This window comes from Vibrio sp. V01_P9A10T6 (assembly GCF_963877065.1).
Lineage (GTDB): Bacteria > Pseudomonadota > Gammaproteobacteria > Enterobacterales > Vibrionaceae > Vibrio > Vibrio anguillarum.
The window spans coordinates 1-16,030 of sequence record NZ_CAWNTB010000204.1; the positions used below are offsets into that span (position 1 = coordinate 1).

Sequence of the window (16,030 nt, forward strand, 5' to 3'; positions counted from 1 at the left end):
GGCGATATCTCTCTACCAGAAGGCGTAGAGATGGTAATGCCAGGTGACAACATCCAAATGGTTGTAGAGCTAATCGCTCCAATCGCGATGGATGAAGGTCTACGTTTCGCGATCCGTGAAGGCGGTCGTACAGTAGGTGCTGGTGTTGTTGCTAAAGTTATCGCTTAATTTTCGATAATTTATGCACACACTGCATTAAAAAGGGAAGCTTAGGCTTCCCTTTTTGTTTGATGTGACCCTTAGTACATTTCCCTTGCTAATCCTGCTTCGTTTCTGTACTATTTGCCGTCCTTAATTCTCGGTCTTTTTTTTTCGTTCCTTGCTTCCTATGGACGACCGAGCCAAACCTGGAAGCTGAATAATCCGTAAGGAGCAACCGATGCGTCATTATGAAATCGTATTCATGGTGCACCCAGATCAAAGCGAGCAAGTTGCTGGCATGATCGAGCGTTACACTGGTTCTATCACTGAAACTGGCGGTACTATCCACCGTTTAGAAGATTGGGGTCGTCGTCAAATGGCTTACCCAATCAACAAGCTTCACAAAGCTCACTACGTTCTTATGAACGTTGAAGCTGACCAAGCTGTGATTGATGAGCTAGAAACTGCTTTCCGTTTTAACGATGCAGTTCTACGTAACATGATCATGCGTACTAAAGCTGCTATCACCGAGCCATCAATCATGCTGAAAGCTAAAGAAGAGCGTTCTAAGCGTGATGAAACTCGTTTCGATGCAGACGCTGAGTAATTGATTTGATGACCAATCGGATGGAGTTGAGTGGCACTGTCGCAAAACCTCCCATTCGAAGCCAAAGTCCTGCGGGTATTGAACATTGCCGTTTCTGGCTTGAACATCGCTCAACAGTGATAGAAGCTGATTTACCGAGACAAGTCTATTGTCGTATGCCGGTAGTCGTCAGTGGGCAAAGGTCAACGAATCTCACTCAACACTTAGTACAAGGCAGCACCATAACCGTAAGTGGCTTTGTCGCTTACCAAACTAGCCATAATGGCGTAGGTAAATTGGTGCTACATGCCGACCACATTACTCAAATTTAAGATCAGGAGATAGCCCATGGCTCGTTTCTTCCGTCGTCGTAAATTCTGCCGTTTCACTGCAGAAGGCGTACAAGAGATTGATTACAAAGATGTAGCAACTCTTAAAAACTACATAACTGAAGCTGGTAAAATCGTACCTAGCCGTATCACTGGTACTAGCGCTAAATACCAACGTCAGCTAGCTCGTGCAATCAAGCGTTCTCGCTACCTAGCTCTATTGCCATACACTGATAAACATCAGTAATTGGCACCGTTTATTAAGAAAGAGGATTAATCAATGCAAGTTATTCTACTTGATAAAATCGGTAACCTAGGCAGCCTTGGCGACACTGTAAGCGTGAAATCTGGTTATGCTCGTAACTTCCTTATCCCACAAGGTAAGGCTGTAATGGCAACTAAATCTAACGTTGAAATGTTTGAAACTCGTCGTGCTGAACTTGAAGCTAAAGTTGCTGAGCAACTTGTTGCATCTCAAGCTCGTGCTGAACAAGTTAACGCTCTTGAAGCTGTTGTTATTACTTCTAAAGCGGGCGATGAAGGTAAACTATTTGGTTCTATTGGTACTCGTGATATCGCTGACGCTATTACAGCGGCAGGTGTTGCAGTATCTAAGAGCGAAGTTCGTCTACCTGAAGGTGCTCTACGTAACGTAGGTTCTTTCGAAGTGAGCATCCAACTTCACTCAGAAGTGTTTGCAACTGCGAAAATTCAAATCGTTGCTGAGTAATTTCAGTCTTCGGATGAATTGAAAACACCAGCCTTGGCTGGTGTTTTTTTTTATCTTCAAACTACCTAGAAACGAAACTGTAAACTAAATGAAGTGACGCTATCGGCTTTACTTAGTCCTGCTGGAACCTTATCGTGGTATTGGCGAGACAAGTTCACTTTCAACGCAATCGAATCAGTAATGTGGTTGGTTAAAATGAGTTCGCTATCGGTTCTGATGTTACTTTCTCCTGCGACAAGAGTCAGTTCAGAGGAGATGGTTAAATTATCGAAAGTTGCCCAAACACCTTTTAAGTTACCACGAAATATGACTTCTTCGACTGTATTTGCAAATACAATATCTGTACTTGATATCTCATCTAGATTGGGTTTTTGGTAACGAAAACCGGGCCCTATTTCAATCTCTAATAGCAATATGTCGGTATTCATCAATTGGTAACCCATTCCACCAGATAGCGTGTAGTCTTTGAAATAGGCGCTGTATTTCGAATCAACACCGTTAAAGTTTGCGTATAGATAGGCTTTTGAAGCTAACTTATAGTCACTTTGCAGCGAATAGTTTGCCTGCCGCTTATTCTCTTTTCCATTTTTATCAAGACGATACAATTTCCACTCACCATTGGTTCGATGGCGACCTGTTATGTATTCTGTCTTGACTCGTGAATTCAATGACTCTGAATCAGTATTACCTGAGTGGGCTTGGTAACCCAATTCGACTTGGCTATTCCAAGGAGAAGGAACTTCGATTTCCGTATCGTTTTTAAGATCCTCATTAGCATAAGCTGCACTCATCGCGAACAGGCTAAAACTAAGAAACCAAATTTTGGACACGAAGCACCCCTAAAGTGAATAAAAAATAGTGGGCGAAATAGTAGGTGTAGGGCGGTTCTGTTTGGTCAGCATGAGGTTAATTCTCTACGAGATAAACACAAAGTTTCGTTTACATAATTACAAATGATCTATTCTGGCTATAATGGTCGGTCATTAGATAGTATTGAGCGAAGTCATGGCTGCACCACGAACAGATCAACGAAATCGTAAACCGTTTGACGCACAAGTCGACGCAATTAAAGTTCCTCCACATTCGATCGAAGCTGAGCAATCAGTGATTGGAGGCTTGCTATTGGATAACGAACGTTGGGATACGGTGGCAGAGCGTGTAGTCAGCAAAGACTTCTATAGCCGTGCGCATCGCCTAATTTTTGATGCAGCCAAATCGATTTTGGAAGCCAGTAAGCCGCTCGATCTTATTACGCTATCTGAGTATCTCGAGCGTCGCGAACAGCTGGAAGATGTCGGCGGTTTTGCCTATTTAGCGGATTTGGCGAAAAATACGCCCAGTGCGGCTAACATTAATGCTTATGCCGAAATCGTAGCGGAACGAGCGTTGGTGCGTAACCTTATCGGTGTTGCCAACGAGATTGCGGATGCAGGTTATGATCCGCAAGGGCGCAGTTCAGAAGATTTGCTCGATCTGGCTGAAAGTAAAGTGTTCGCCATTGCTGAGGAGCGTACCAGTGAAAATGAAGGCCCGCAGAATGTTGATTCGATTTTAGAAAGAACTTTAGAGCGTATTGAACTGCTTTATAAAACACCACAAGATGGTGTCACGGGCGTGAATACGGGGTTTGCTGATCTCAATAAGAAAACGGCTGGTTTACAAGGTTCTGATTTGATCATTGTAGCTGCTCGCCCTTCTATGGGTAAAACGACGTTTGCCATGAACTTGTGTGAAAACGCGGCCATGGAGCAAGAAAAACCGGTTCTTATCTTCTCTCTTGAGATGCCGGCTGAACAAATCATGATGCGTATGTTGGCATCGCTTTCTCGCGTTGATCAAACCAAAATTCGTACTGGGCAGCTGGATGATGAGGATTGGGCACGAATTTCGTCTACCATGGGTATTCTCATGGAAAAGAAAAATATGTACATAGATGATAGCTCAGGTCTCACGCCTACCGAGGTTCGTTCTAGAGCTCGTCGTATTGCGCGCGAGCATGGCGGCTTGTCGCTCATCATGGTCGACTACTTGCAGTTGATGCGAGTTCCTTCGCAATCGGATAACCGTACTTTAGAAATTGCGGAGATCTCTCGCTCGTTAAAAGCGCTGGCTAAAGAATTGAATGTGCCCGTGGTGGCTTTATCGCAGCTTAACCGTTCGTTGGAGCAGCGCGCCGATAAACGTCCAGTCAACTCCGACTTGCGTGAATCCGGTTCGATAGAACAAGATGCCGATTTGATCATGTTCATCTATCGCGACGAGGTGTATCACCCTGATAGTTCGTTAAAGGGTATCGCAGAGATTATTATAGGTAAGCAACGTAACGGTCCGATTGGTTCTGTACGGTTGACCTTCCAAGGGCAGTATTCTCGTTTTGACAACTATGCAGGCCCTGCATTTGACGATGAGTAATTTGATGAGCTATATGAAAGCGGCAACCGCCTGCATCGATCTCGATGCGTTAAAGCACAACCTACAGCGAGTAAAACAGCAGGCCCCAAACAGTAAAATTATGGCGGTGGTCAAAGCAAATGGCTATGGTCATGGGCTTCGGCATGTCGCGAAACATGCACTGGGCGCGGATGCATTTGGCGTGGCGCGCATTGAAGAAGCGCTGCAACTGAGAGCGAGCGGTGTGGTAAAACCTATCTTGTTGCTTGAAGGTTTTTATTCCCCGATGGATCTTGCTGTATTGGTGACCAATAACATTCAAACCGTGGTTCACTGTGAAGAGCAGTTACTCGCCTTAGAGCAAGCTCAATTGGATGTCCCAGTCAATGTTTGGTTGAAAATCGATAGCGGAATGCATCGTTTAGGTGTGCGCCCAGAGCAATACCCCGATTTTTTAGAACGTTTGCAAGCGTGTAAAAACGTAGTGAAGCCATTGCGTTATATGAGTCATTTTGGTTGTGCCGATGAACTCGATAAATCAACCACTTCTGAGCAAATTGAGCTATTTTTAGCAATGACAAAAGGTCATGAGGGTGAAAGATCACTTGCTGCCTCCGCTGGTTTATTAGCTTGGAAGCACAGCCAGTTAGAGTGGGTTCGCCCAGGTATTATTATGTATGGCGTTTCTCCTTTTGATGATAACTCGGCGCAAGCGCTGGGCTATCAACCTGTAATGACATTAAAATCACATTTGATCGCAGTGCGTGATGTTAAGGCGGGAGAGAGTGTCGGCTACGGTGCCACTTGGACAAGCTTGCGTGACACTAAGGTTGGTGTTATCGCAATTGGCTATGGCGATGGCTATCCTCGTACTGCACCCAATGGAACTCCGGTTGTTGTCAATGGGCGTAAAGTGCCGATTGCAGGCCGAGTTTCAATGGATATGCTTACGGTCGATCTCGGTCCGCAAGCCTGCGATAAGGTGGGCGATGAGGTTATTTTATGGGGAAAAGAGCTACCAGTAGAAGAAGTGGCCTCTCACATCGGCACGATCGCTTACGAGTTAGTGACGAAACTCACTTCTCGTGTTGAGATGTCGTATCAATAAAGCCAGAGTATGCACCCATTAGGTTTACCTGACCTAACTCAATATGAGAGCGGGTAAGCTGCGTCATAATGGCGCTCACAAAACGAATAACGACGTGTTGCCTTCCAAATATAGGCAGTCGATACCATTTTCTTTTTTTGCTCAATCGGGGATTCCATCATTTTGAAACAGAGTTTAGGAATGATAGGAATAAAACCTACTGTCACATCGGGATAGATACCATGTTGAAAAATATCAATCCAACGCAAACCAACGCTTGGAAAGCACTGACTGCGCATTTTGAATCAGCGCAAGATATGGACCTTAAATCGCTTTTTGCACAAGATACACAACGTTTCGATAAATTCTCGACTCGTTTTGGTTCTGATATTCTTGTTGATTACTCAAAAAATTTGATCAACGAAGAGACCTTACAACATTTACAAGCATTGGCGAATGAGACTGAACTAAAGTCAGCCATCGACGCTATGCTGAAAGGCGGCGCGATCAACCAAACTGAAGGCCGTGCCGTACTGCACACTGCGTTACGCAACCGCAGTAACACTCCGGTCATGGTTGATGGTGAAGATGTGATGCCAGCCGTGAATGCGGTACTTGAGAAGATGAAATCGTTTTCTGAACGAGTGATTACTGGTGAATGGAAAGGTTACACTGGTAAAGCGATTACCGATATTGTCAACATTGGTATTGGTGGTTCAGACCTTGGCCCATACATGGTCACAGAAGCACTTGCGCCGTATAAGAATCATCTTAATCTTCATTTCGTTTCTAACGTTGATGGAACACACATCGTTGAAACGTTGAAAAAAGTCAATCCAGAAACCACGCTATTTTTAGTGGCTTCAAAGACGTTTACTACCCAAGAAACCATGACCAATGCACATACGGCTCGTGATTGGTTCTTAGCGGAAGCAGGCGATGAAACTCATGTTGCAAAACACTTTGCGGCGCTGTCGACTAATGCGAAATCAGTCGCTGAGTTTGGTATTGATACAGACAACATGTTCGAATTTTGGGATTGGGTCGGTGGACGCTACTCACTATGGTCAGCGATTGGTCTATCCATTGTATTGGCTGTAGGCTATGACAATTTTGTGGAACTGCTGTCCGGCGCGCATGAGATGGATCAACATTTTGTGGCGACACCTTTTGAGCAAAATATTCCTGTGATCCTAGCCTTGATTGGTATTTGGTATAACAACTTCCACGGCGCCGAATCAGAAGCGATTCTGCCTTATGACCAATACTTACATCGCTTTGCCGCTTATTTCCAACAGGGCAATATGGAATCAAACGGTAAATACGTAGATCGTAACGGTCAAGCGGTCACTTACCAAACGGGTCCAATCATTTGGGGTGAGCCCGGTACTAATGGTCAACACGCCTTTTATCAATTGATCCACCAGGGAACAAAATTGATCCCGTGTGATTTTATTGCGCCAGCGCTCAGCCATAACCCAGCGGGTGATCATCACCAAAAATTGATGTCGAACTTTTTTGCTCAAACAGAAGCGTTAGCGTTTGGAAAAACGCAGCAAACCGTTGAAGCTGAGCTAAAAGCGGCGGGCAAATCAGCACAAGAAATGGCGGCAATCGCACCATTTAAAGTGTTTGAAGGAAACCGCCCAACCAACTCAATCTTAGTTAAGCAGATCACGCCACGCACTTTGGGCAACCTGATTGCGATGTACGAGCATAAAATTTTCGTACAGGGTGTTATTTGGAATATCTTCAGTTTCGATCAATGGGGCGTTGAGCTTGGTAAGCAGTTAGCAAACCAAATTCTGCCTGAGTTAGCCGATGATGCTCAAGTGAGTTCACACGACAGCTCAACCAATGGTTTGATTAACGCGTTTAAGACATTTAAAGCGTAATGCGTCAAAACCTTACTTGGATGTGAGTAAGGTTTTATCCAAATAAAAAAGGTTGATACTTAACGGTATCAACCTTTTTTTCTTTAATGAAAGAGCTTACTCGAAACAGATTTCGATAAAAGCGTTACCCCACTGAGAGGTAAACGGCATGATAATAATTGCACCTTCGCATTTATGACGAATCGTGTGGCCTTTTCCTGAGACAACAACCGGAGTTGCCATATCAAAGTCAAAACCACTCTCGGCAAGAATACGTTTAGCTCCGCCTGTCACCATGTTGGTGATTTCGCCGACCATATCTGTCACTTCTTCATTGAGACCGTTGGGGCGTTCACCTAACATATTTTGCATGATTTCCAATGCTAGACTTTCATCAAAAGTAATAGACATTGAACCACGGCTTTGACTACCAACCATACCAATCAAGCCAGAGACATCACCACGGGCAATCTCATCTTTCTTTACACGAGGTTTCTGTGGCTTCAACTCTAATGAAGCCATCGTTTTTAACACGTTCATTAAAGAAGCTAAAAACGGGTTTACAAATTCAGCGCGCATAACCTTCTTCTACTGTTTTTATACTTTCAGACTTGAGGAACACGTTTGGCAAACACCATGAGATTCAATAACGTGATTAACGATGTTAAAACCGTGTTTCTCAGCGTTGCTTGCTAGCAAGGCTATCAGACTATCATCTTGAAGTTCAATAACATTGCCACATTTGTCACAAATTAATAGGTGTGAAAAATGCTTATTAGCATTACAAGAGCAACATGAAATAAAGCTATTTGTTGACTCCACTCTATGAATAAAGCCTTGTTCTAACAAAAAGTCCAGAGCACGATACACCGTTGGTGGTTTCGCTTGGGGCTCGCTTTGCTTTAAATCTTCAAGCAATTCATAAGCACTGGATGCTTTTTTGCTTGAACAAATCAGTTCAAACACTCTCTTTCGTTGAGAAGTTAGTCGTACTCCTCTCGCTGCGCATAGTTCTTCTATTTGTTTCGTTAGCTTGTGGTCCAAATTCATCACCATAACCATTGGACTTTAATAATATACTATTTCCAGATTAATAGCCTTGTAGCCTACAACATTTTCTGGAGTTAGTTAGCGATGTGATCGTTGTTTGCAACGAAAATAGTACTTAAATTACCTTATATCGATGCAAAACGATACAGAAGAAGAACTGTTGGCGCTATAAACTCGAAGCGATTACAATGCCAAACTTTGTTTTTGGCTGTAAGTTTAGCCATTGAAACTGACTGAATTGGGATATCTAAATCATGACTCACCCTTGTAGGCTATCAGTAGCACCGATGCTCGATTGGACAGATCGCCACTGCCGATATTTTCATCGCTTGCTGTCCTCGCAAACGTTACTGTATACCGAGATGGTCACGACAGGCGCGATCATTCATGGTAAAGGGGACTTCTTGGCTTACAACGAGGAGGAACACCCAGTAGCGTTACAATTGGGTGGTTCGAATCCTCAAGACCTTGCTCATTGTGCTAAACTTGCCCAGCAGTATGGGTACGATGAAATCAACCTCAATGTGGGTTGTCCGTCCGATCGCGTCCAGAATGGTCGTTTTGGTGCTTGTTTAATGGCAGAGCCGCAACTGGTGGCGGATTGCGTTGCAGCGATGAAATCAGTAGTTGATATTCCGGTAACCGTGAAGACGCGTATTGGTATTGATGACATGGATTCTTATGAATTTTTGACTGATTTTATTTCATTGGTATCAGAGAAAGGGGGCTGTGAACAGTTTACTATTCATGCGCGTAAGGCGTGGCTTAGTGGTTTGAGCCCAAAAGAGAACCGTGAAATACCGCCGTTAGATTACTCACGGGCATATCAGCTGAAAAAAGATTTCCCACATTTAGTCATTGCTGTGAATGGCGGTGTCAAAACCTTAGCTGAAGTCAGTGAGCATTTACAGCATCTTGATGGCGTAATGATTGGACGGGAAGCTTATCAAAGCCCTTATTTGTTGGCGGAAGTGGATCAGAGCATTTTTGGCATGGATACGCCGATTAAAAAACGTTCTCAAATTATTGAAGAGATGCTTCCTTATATTGAACGTCAATTAGCTCAGGGGTCTTACCTTGGTCATATTACCCGCCATATGTTAGGTATGTTCCAAAATATGCCAGGTGCTCGTCAATGGCGACGTTATATCAGTGAGAATGCGCATAAGCCCGGTGCGGGAATTGAAGTCGTGCAAGCGGCATTAGCAAAAATTCCGAAAGAGTTGAATGTGTAAAAATTACCAACTTAAGTGGTGATTTTTACCAACAATAGAAAGGCTAAATGACTCGGTGTTATTTAGCTTTTTTATTGAAATAAATATTGCTTTTCAAGTGCTTGATTGGCCAAGAAACTGTGATTTTTTTGGTCTTGACTTGAAATCAGAGGTGGTGATAACAAGTTGGCTCGATATCTGCTAGTGGTAAGAGAAACGGAGGAAAGCATCATGTTTGAACTTATTTTCTTATTGGTTTTTATTGCAACTTTATTGGCGACAGGCATCACTTTGGCGACTGTGTTTATTGCGACGGTCATGGGCTTCATAGTATTGGCATTACTAGGCATGATTGGAGTGATGTTTAAGCTACTACCTTGGATCATTGTGATTGTTTTGGGGGTCTGGTTCTTCCGTCATGTGGTGTACACCCCTCGCTAATGTGGCAGTCAACGAAACGTTAACTCACTTCAGGAATATGCTACTATCGCGTTCAATTAAGAACATGCATTAGTAGCGAATAAATAGGGAGCAATAGGGATGAATAAACCAATTTGGTTAGCGTTGGTCAGTGTGGCGATGATGATGTCAACCGCATCGGTTCAAGCAGAATCATTTTATCGTGGAGAAGTTGGTGCTGACATGTGGTGGGGCAGCACTAAAATCGACAATACTCGTCGTGATGATGTGAAGACACCTTCAATCCACGTTGCTTTTGAGCATCAGCTACCTTATTTGCCCAATGCGAGTATTCGTTATACAACGCTTGAGGCGGATTATGCATCCTTTGATAAGTACGACTATACCTTGTATTACAATCTGTTAGAGCGACAGTTAATGTCGTTCGATGCGGGTGTTACATTCACTCAATATAGTGGTTCTCAGTATCAAGCACCAGATAGCTTGAAGTACAGTTTTGATAAGACGACTTTTAACTGGTATGCCTATGCCACAATTAAAATTCCCAATACCCAAGTTGATGTGATTGGGCAGTTTGATTTTGGTGATAGTGGCGGAATTAAAAGCGCAGATGTACTAGCGGGTTTGCAGTATTCCATACCTATTCGTGCTGGCAATGTCGCATTGCGTGGCGGCTATCGTGTGATTGATCTTGAATTCACCGAACTTGACCCAAAAACGAAAAACTCATTTGTCTTTGTTGATGGTTGGTTCTTGGGGGCTGAATTTCAATTTTAAGTATCGATTCGATACTTACGCGCTAAATGCATTTTCCATAAAACGCTACCTCTACAAGGTGGCGTTTTTTATAACTGACAATTATATTATTGCGCAATTTCTTAGCAGAATAAGCAAAATGTACCATGCTTAATTCACGAGTGAATAATGTGAAAATGGTGTGGTGATGACGATTACCGAGTTAAGGGACTTGTATCGTGAGAACAAGCTTATCGAAGCCATTATTGAACCTTCTTTCCAAGAAGGGCATTGGATAGTCGAGTTTCGGCATTGCCGTGGTGGGTTCGTGCTATTAACCGATTCTCAGGGTGACGAATGCCAGTATACCGATCTGGATCTTGCCTCTAAATCGGCTATGGAGGTGGGTTTTAAGCAAGTTCGAGTCGAGTCTAAATGAGAGAATTAAGCGTAATGCCTACTTCCAAAAAGTTATAAAACATACTTATCTATTCTTTCTTGTTATTAAAGAGAGTGGTTAATCTATTGTCACGCAATGAATAGGGAAGTCGTGACCATGTCTTCAGGAAATACCATACCCCAAGAGCTAGCCAGTTTAGCTAGCCCACTCAATGACGCGCAACTGAACGGATTGCAGCGTACTATTTCAGAACTTTCCCCGCAGCAGCTTGCTTGGGTTAGCGGATATTTTTGGGGCCTCAGTCAGTCTCAAGCATCAAGCATTTCTACTTCCAGCTCACAAGCAGCCACTTTAGTATCAACGGAGCCTGCGACTCAATTAACCATTATTTTCGCTTCTCAAACAGGCAATGCAAAAGGCCTTGCTGAAGGATTGGAAAGAGAAGCTCAGGCTGCCGGTATCGCGGTTCAATTATTCGATGCGAGTGATTACAAAGGCAAAGATCTTGCGAAAGAAACGCATGTTATTTTTGTTGCATCGACCAATGGCGAGGGCGAAGCCCCTGACAATGCATTAGCGCTGCATGAATTTTTACAATCCAAGAAAGCGCCGAAATTACCTCACTTGCAATATGGTGTGATTGGCTTAGGTGACTCCAGTTATGAATTTTTCTGCCAAACGGGTAAAGATTTTGATGCATTTTTAGAGCAGCTTGGTGCCAAACGTTTTATTGAGCGAGTGGATTGCGACGTTGATTACGAACATCAAGCCGCCGAGTGGAAAGCCAAAGCATTAGCAGTGGTAAAAGAAGCTTTTGCAAGTACGCCTGCGCAAGTTGTGCAATTACCCGTGAGTCAAACCACGAGTCATCTATCTCAATACAGTAAGCAAAATCCTTACAGTGCGACTTTACTGACGAGTCAAAAAATTACTGGGCGAGATTCAGGAAAAGAGGTGCGCCACATTGAAATTGACTTGGGTGAGTCAGGTATAACGTATCAGTCTGGGGATGCGCTTGGAGTATGGTATGAAAACGATACAGAGTTAGTCAATGCCGTGTTATCTGCGACTGGGCTATCGGGTGTCGAAAGTGTTGACGTCGATGGCGAAAGTTTATCCATCCATAGTGCTTTAATGCATAAATATGAAATTACGGCTGCAAATCCTCAGATGGTGACCAAGTTTGCTGAGTTATCTGGTTGTACGAAACTGCTTGAGCTGGTGGAGGATAAAGAGAAGCTCAGATTGTACGCGAGCCATCATCAAGTGATTGATGTACTGCGAGAGAAGCAAACTAAACTGACGGCCCAAGCGCTACTCTCTTTATTACGTCGTTTAACGCCGCGTCTTTATTCTATCGCATCAAGTCAAAGCGAAGTTGAAGATGAAGTGCATCTTACCGTCAGCATTGTTCAGTATACACACCAAGATGAGCACCGTTTTGGGGGAGCGTCCAGTTATCTTGGCCAGCGCTTAGAAGAGGGCGACAAGGTAAAGGTTTTCATTGAACACAATAATAATTTCAAACTACCTCAAGATGATAACGTGCCTATTATCATGATTGGTCCTGGCACCGGAATTGCGCCATTTCGTAGCTTTATTCAAGAGCGTGATAACCGTGAAGCAAAAGGAAAAAACTGGCTGTTTTTTGGTGATCGTACATTTACTCAAGATTTTCTCTATCAAGTTGAGTGGCAAAAATATCTGAAATCCGGTGTGCTGAGTCGTCTAGATGTGGCGTTTAGCCGTGATCAACATGAGAAAGTCTACGTTCAGCATCGATTACTTGAACAATCCGAACTGGTCTGGCAATGGATTCAAAACGGTGCGTATCTTTATGTCTGTGGTGATGCAACGCACATGGCGAAAGATGTGCATGATGCACTAATTGTTATTGCACAGCAGCAAGGTGGGTTATCACGTGAACAGGCAGAGACATATATCAACGATCTGCGCAAAGCAAAACGTTATCAAAGGGATGTGTACTAATGAGCACCAAACAACAATCTAATCATCAAGAAGTATTAGGACAAGAGCTAGGCCCATTGTCAGATAACGAGCGCTTGAAACGTGAAAGTCACTTTTTACGTGGGACGATCGAGCAAGATCTGCAAGATCACATCACTGGTGGCTTTAGTGCTGACAACTTTCAGTTGATTCGCTTTCATGGCATGTATCAACAAGACGATCGCGATATTCGTAACGAACGTGCAAAACAAAAGTTAGAACCTCTGCACAATGTGATGTTACGTGCGCGCATGCCTGGCGGGATCATCACGCCGAAACAATGGCTAGCGATAGATAAATTTGCAACTGAGCACAGCCTATATGGCAGCATTCGTTTAACCACTCGCCAAACCTTTCAGTTTCACGGGGTATTGAAGCCTAACATTAAATTGATGCATCAAACGTTAAACAGCATTGGTATTGATTCGATTGCCACCGCGGGTGATGTGAACCGTAACGTACTGTGTACGTCCAATCCTGTGGAGTCTGAACTGCATCAGGAAGCTTACGAATGGGCGAAGAAGATTTCGGAACATCTGTTACCTAAAACGCGCGCTTATGCCGAAATTTGGTTGGATGGTGAAAAACTAGAAACTACAGATGAAGAGCCGATTTTAGGTAATAACTACTTACCGCGTAAGTTCAAAACGACAGTGGTTATTCCGCCCCAAAACGATGTGGATGTACATGCCAACGATTTAAACTTTGTTGCGATTGCCGAACAAGGTCGGTTAGTTGGTTTTAATGTGCTGGTGGGTGGCGGCCTAGCCATGACGCACGGTGATACTTCTACTTACCCGCGTCGTGCTGATGATTTCGGATTTATTCCTTTGGATAAAACCTTAGAAGTCGCCGCCGCTGTGGTTACGACTCAGCGTGATTGGGGAAACCGGTCTAATCGTAAAAATGCAAAAACTAAATACACACTCGATAGAGTGGGCGTCGATGTGTTCAAAGCCGAAGTTGAAAAGCGTGCTGGTATTGAGTTTGCGGTCAGCCGCCCTTACGAGCTCACAGAACGTGGTGATCGGATTGGGTGGATTGAAGGCATCGATGGTAAGCATCATTTAACACTTTTCATCGAAAATGGTCGTTTACTCGATTTCCCTGATAAACCGCTAAAGAGTGGTGTGGCAGAAATTGCTAAAATCCACCAAGGTGATTTTCGTATGACGGCCAATCAAAACCTCATCGTAGCGGGAGTACCTGCTGTACAAAAAGCTACGATTGAGCAGATTGCGCGTCAGCATGGTTTGATCAATGACAATGTGAGTGAGCAACGTAAAAATTCGATGGCGTGTGTCTCTTTCCCTACATGTCCATTAGCTATGGCTGAGGCGGAACGTTTCCTCCCTCAATTTGTAACGGATGTAGAGACGATCCTACAAAAACATGCGTTACCTAAAGAAGAAAACATTATCTTACGTGTCACAGGTTGTCCGAACGGATGTGGCCGAGCCATGTTGGCTGAAATTGGTTTAGTTGGTAAAGCTCCCGGTCGCTACAACCTACATCTTGGCGGCAATAGAGCGGGCACACGTGTGCCTAAAATGTATAAAGAAAACATTACCGATAAACAGATCCTAGAAGAAATTGACCATCTAGTCGGCCGCTGGGCGCTAGAGCGTCAATCCAACGAGGGTTTTGGCGATTTCACCATTCGCACCGGCATTATAGAAGAGGTGATCATCTCTAAGAGAGATTTCTATGCTTGAAGTACCAGTAGTTCCTAAATTGTCCGAGTTATTGGCGCTAACTAAAGTAGAGCAAACGTTACGCCTTGCCCCATTAAATGCTTATCTCGAAACGTTAACAGCGCAGCAGCGAGTGATGTGGGCGATTGAGAATCTAGAAGGAACCCATGCGCTTTCTTCTAGCTTTGGCATTCAAGCCGCATTGATGCTGCATCTGGTTTCTAGCGTAAAAAGCGATATACCAGTGGTATTGACGGATACTGGCTATTTGTTTCCTGAAACATATCAATTTATTGACCAGCTCACGGAGCACCTAAATCTTAATCTGCATATCTTCAGCGCTACGATAAGTCCATCATGGCAGGAGGCACGTTACGGTAAACTTTGGGAACAAGGCGTTACTGGCATTGAACAATACAATCACCTTAATAAAGTAGAACCGATGCGAAGAGCGTTAGATGAACTAGATATTGGTACTTGGTTTTCTGGCCTACGCCGAGAGCAATCACAATCGCGGGCGACATTACCTATTTTAGCGATTCAAAATGGTGTGTTTAAATTCCTACCTGTGATTGATTGGACAAATAAAGATGTACATTATTATCTGCAAGAAAATCACCTGCCGTATCATCCATTGTGGGAGCAAGGTTACCTTTCAGTTGGTGACACTCATACCACTCGTAAATGGGAACCGGGAATGAATGAAGAAGAAACGCGTTTCTTCGGCTTAAAAAGAGAGTGTGGTCTTCATGAAGAGAATAACTAAGGAGATGATGCAGGTATTTAATCTTCTATATAGCGTAAAAAAGAAATGAGTGAAACGGAAAAAGCGTCTGAAGGCGCTTTTTCTACGTTTGAAAAGATAAAAATTACAGCTAATGTGCATAACTCTGTGGGTAACATGTTTACTTGATCTTAGTAAAATTGAATAAATAAGGCTTTGAGCAGTAATTTGGTGATTAAGCGCTATTTTTGCAATTTTTATAAAATAACGCTTGCCAACGTGACGGCGATCTCTATAATGCGACCTCACTGACACGGCACAGCCAGTAAGGGTTTAAGCCCAACCAGCAGCCAATCAGTAGGTCAAATCGGTAAGACGAAATAATTTAATAAAGTGTTTGACACTTTTCATTATCTCGCTAGAATGGCCGCCTCTTCAAAGGAAGCCTCGGCAACCCAGAGAAGAACGCTCTTTAACAATATAAACCTATCAATCTGTGTGGGCACTCGTTGATGATAATCAAAAAAGATTTATCAATGAACTGAGTGACCAATCAGAATCAAGTTTACTTGATTTTGGCACAGTCAATTCATTGTTGTTCTGTTGGAACAACAATAGCTTTAAAATTACTTTTTTACTTTCGAGTAA

17 protein-coding genes and 1 pseudogene are annotated in these 16,030 nt (G+C 43.5%); 15 read left to right on the forward strand and 3 right to left on the reverse strand.

The window, feature by feature from the left end; all coding sequences use genetic code 11:
• The 5 genes and pseudogenes from tuf to rplI all read left to right on the forward strand — a co-directional run.
• Positions 1 to 168, forward strand: a pseudogene (gene tuf / locus AACQ21_RS15815) (elongation factor Tu); the annotation flags it as partial.
• Positions 169 to 379: 211 nt separating this feature from the next.
• A complete protein-coding gene (gene rpsF / locus AACQ21_RS15820; protein ID WP_013857919.1) occupies positions 380 to 748 on the forward strand; it encodes a 30S ribosomal protein S6 in 369 nt (122 codons plus the stop codon).
• Positions 749 to 756: 8 nt separating this feature from the next.
• Entirely contained in the window at positions 757 to 1,059 is a 303-nt protein-coding gene (gene priB / locus AACQ21_RS15825; protein WP_026027846.1) for a primosomal replication protein N, read from the forward strand.
• Positions 1,060 to 1,075: 16 nt separating this feature from the next.
• Entirely contained in the window at positions 1,076 to 1,303 is a 228-nt protein-coding gene (rpsR, locus tag AACQ21_RS15830; protein WP_000090472.1) for a 30S ribosomal protein S18, read from the forward strand.
• A gap of 33 nt (positions 1,304 to 1,336) precedes the next feature.
• On the forward strand, positions 1,337 to 1,786 hold the full coding sequence (rplI, locus tag AACQ21_RS15835) for a 50S ribosomal protein L9 (protein WP_013857917.1): 450 nt from the start codon (positions 1,337 to 1,339) through the stop codon (positions 1,784 to 1,786).
• Positions 1,787 to 1,851: 65 nt separating this feature from the next.
• Here the strand turns inward: rplI and AACQ21_RS15840 are convergent, their stop codons facing one another.
• The gene (locus tag AACQ21_RS15840) at positions 1,852 to 2,616 is read right to left on the reverse strand and encodes a DUF481 domain-containing protein (RefSeq protein WP_013857916.1); all 765 of its coding nucleotides are present in this window, start codon (positions 2,614 to 2,616) and stop codon (positions 1,852 to 1,854) included.
• 175 nt (positions 2,617 to 2,791) lie between these two features.
• Between AACQ21_RS15840 and AACQ21_RS15845 the strand changes: the two genes are divergently transcribed.
• The 3 genes from AACQ21_RS15845 to pgi all read left to right on the forward strand — a co-directional run bounded on the left by AACQ21_RS15845 (position 2,792) and on the right by pgi (position 7,159).
• Complete coding sequence (locus AACQ21_RS15845; RefSeq protein ID WP_013857915.1) at positions 2,792 to 4,198, forward strand: replicative DNA helicase; 1,407 nt, start codon at positions 2,792 to 2,794, stop codon at positions 4,196 to 4,198.
• Between the two features lie 13 nt (positions 4,199 to 4,211).
• Positions 4,212 to 5,285 carry an alanine racemase gene (gene alr, locus AACQ21_RS15850; protein ID WP_219884456.1) on the forward strand — a complete coding sequence of 358 codons (1,074 nt, stop codon included), beginning with the start codon at positions 4,212 to 4,214 and terminating at the stop codon, positions 5,283 to 5,285.
• A 221-nt stretch (positions 5,286 to 5,506) separates the two neighbouring features.
• Positions 5,507 to 7,159 (forward strand): glucose-6-phosphate isomerase, encoded by a 1,653-nt coding sequence (pgi, locus tag AACQ21_RS15855; protein ID WP_105977190.1) that lies wholly within the window; start codon positions 5,507 to 5,509, stop codon positions 7,157 to 7,159.
• A 96-nt stretch (positions 7,160 to 7,255) separates the two neighbouring features.
• On the opposite strand, the gene AACQ21_RS15860 is transcribed toward pgi, so the two are convergent.
• Both AACQ21_RS15860 and zur read right to left on the reverse strand, forming a co-directional pair.
• Positions 7,256 to 7,717 (reverse strand): chemotaxis protein CheX, encoded by a 462-nt coding sequence (locus AACQ21_RS15860; RefSeq protein WP_017043302.1) that lies wholly within the window; start codon positions 7,715 to 7,717, stop codon positions 7,256 to 7,258.
• A gap of 18 nt (positions 7,718 to 7,735) precedes the next feature.
• On the reverse strand, positions 7,736 to 8,194 hold the full coding sequence (zur, locus tag AACQ21_RS15865; RefSeq protein WP_017043301.1) for a zinc uptake transcriptional repressor Zur: 459 nt from the start codon (positions 8,192 to 8,194) through the stop codon (positions 7,736 to 7,738).
• Positions 8,195 to 8,442: 248 nt separating this feature from the next.
• On the opposite strand from zur, the gene dusA reads away from it, so the two are divergent.
• The 7 genes from dusA to AACQ21_RS15900 all read left to right on the forward strand — a co-directional run bounded on the left by dusA (position 8,443) and on the right by AACQ21_RS15900 (position 15,424).
• Positions 8,443 to 9,423 (forward strand): tRNA dihydrouridine(20/20a) synthase DusA, encoded by a 981-nt coding sequence (gene dusA, locus AACQ21_RS15870; RefSeq protein WP_105977191.1) that lies wholly within the window; start codon positions 8,443 to 8,445, stop codon positions 9,421 to 9,423.
• A gap of 210 nt (positions 9,424 to 9,633) precedes the next feature.
• Positions 9,634 to 9,843 carry an envelope stress response protein PspG gene (gene pspG / locus AACQ21_RS15875; protein ID WP_026027454.1) on the forward strand — a complete coding sequence of 70 codons (210 nt, stop codon included), beginning with the start codon at positions 9,634 to 9,636 and terminating at the stop codon, positions 9,841 to 9,843.
• 99 nt (positions 9,844 to 9,942) lie between these two features.
• Entirely contained in the window at positions 9,943 to 10,599 is a 657-nt protein-coding gene (locus AACQ21_RS15880; RefSeq protein ID WP_019282801.1) for a TIGR04219 family outer membrane beta-barrel protein, read from the forward strand.
• A gap of 166 nt (positions 10,600 to 10,765) precedes the next feature.
• Complete coding sequence (locus tag AACQ21_RS15885) at positions 10,766 to 10,996, forward strand: hypothetical protein (RefSeq protein ID WP_038149123.1); 231 nt, start codon at positions 10,766 to 10,768, stop codon at positions 10,994 to 10,996.
• Between the two features lie 96 nt (positions 10,997 to 11,092).
• Positions 11,093 to 12,946: an assimilatory sulfite reductase (NADPH) flavoprotein subunit gene (locus AACQ21_RS15890; RefSeq protein WP_094150240.1), complete on the forward strand. Its 1,854-nt coding sequence runs from the start codon at positions 11,093 to 11,095 to the stop codon at positions 12,944 to 12,946.
• Complete coding sequence (gene cysI / locus AACQ21_RS15895; protein ID WP_088720751.1) at positions 12,946 to 14,679, forward strand: assimilatory sulfite reductase (NADPH) hemoprotein subunit; 1,734 nt, start codon at positions 12,946 to 12,948, stop codon at positions 14,677 to 14,679. Before AACQ21_RS15890 ends, cysI begins: the two co-directional genes overlap by 1 nt.
• Entirely contained in the window at positions 14,672 to 15,424 is a 753-nt protein-coding gene (locus AACQ21_RS15900; protein ID WP_105977192.1) for a phosphoadenylyl-sulfate reductase, read from the forward strand. The genes cysI and AACQ21_RS15900 overlap by 8 nt, the downstream gene beginning before the upstream one ends.
• Positions 15,425 to 16,030 lie beyond the last annotated feature (606 nt).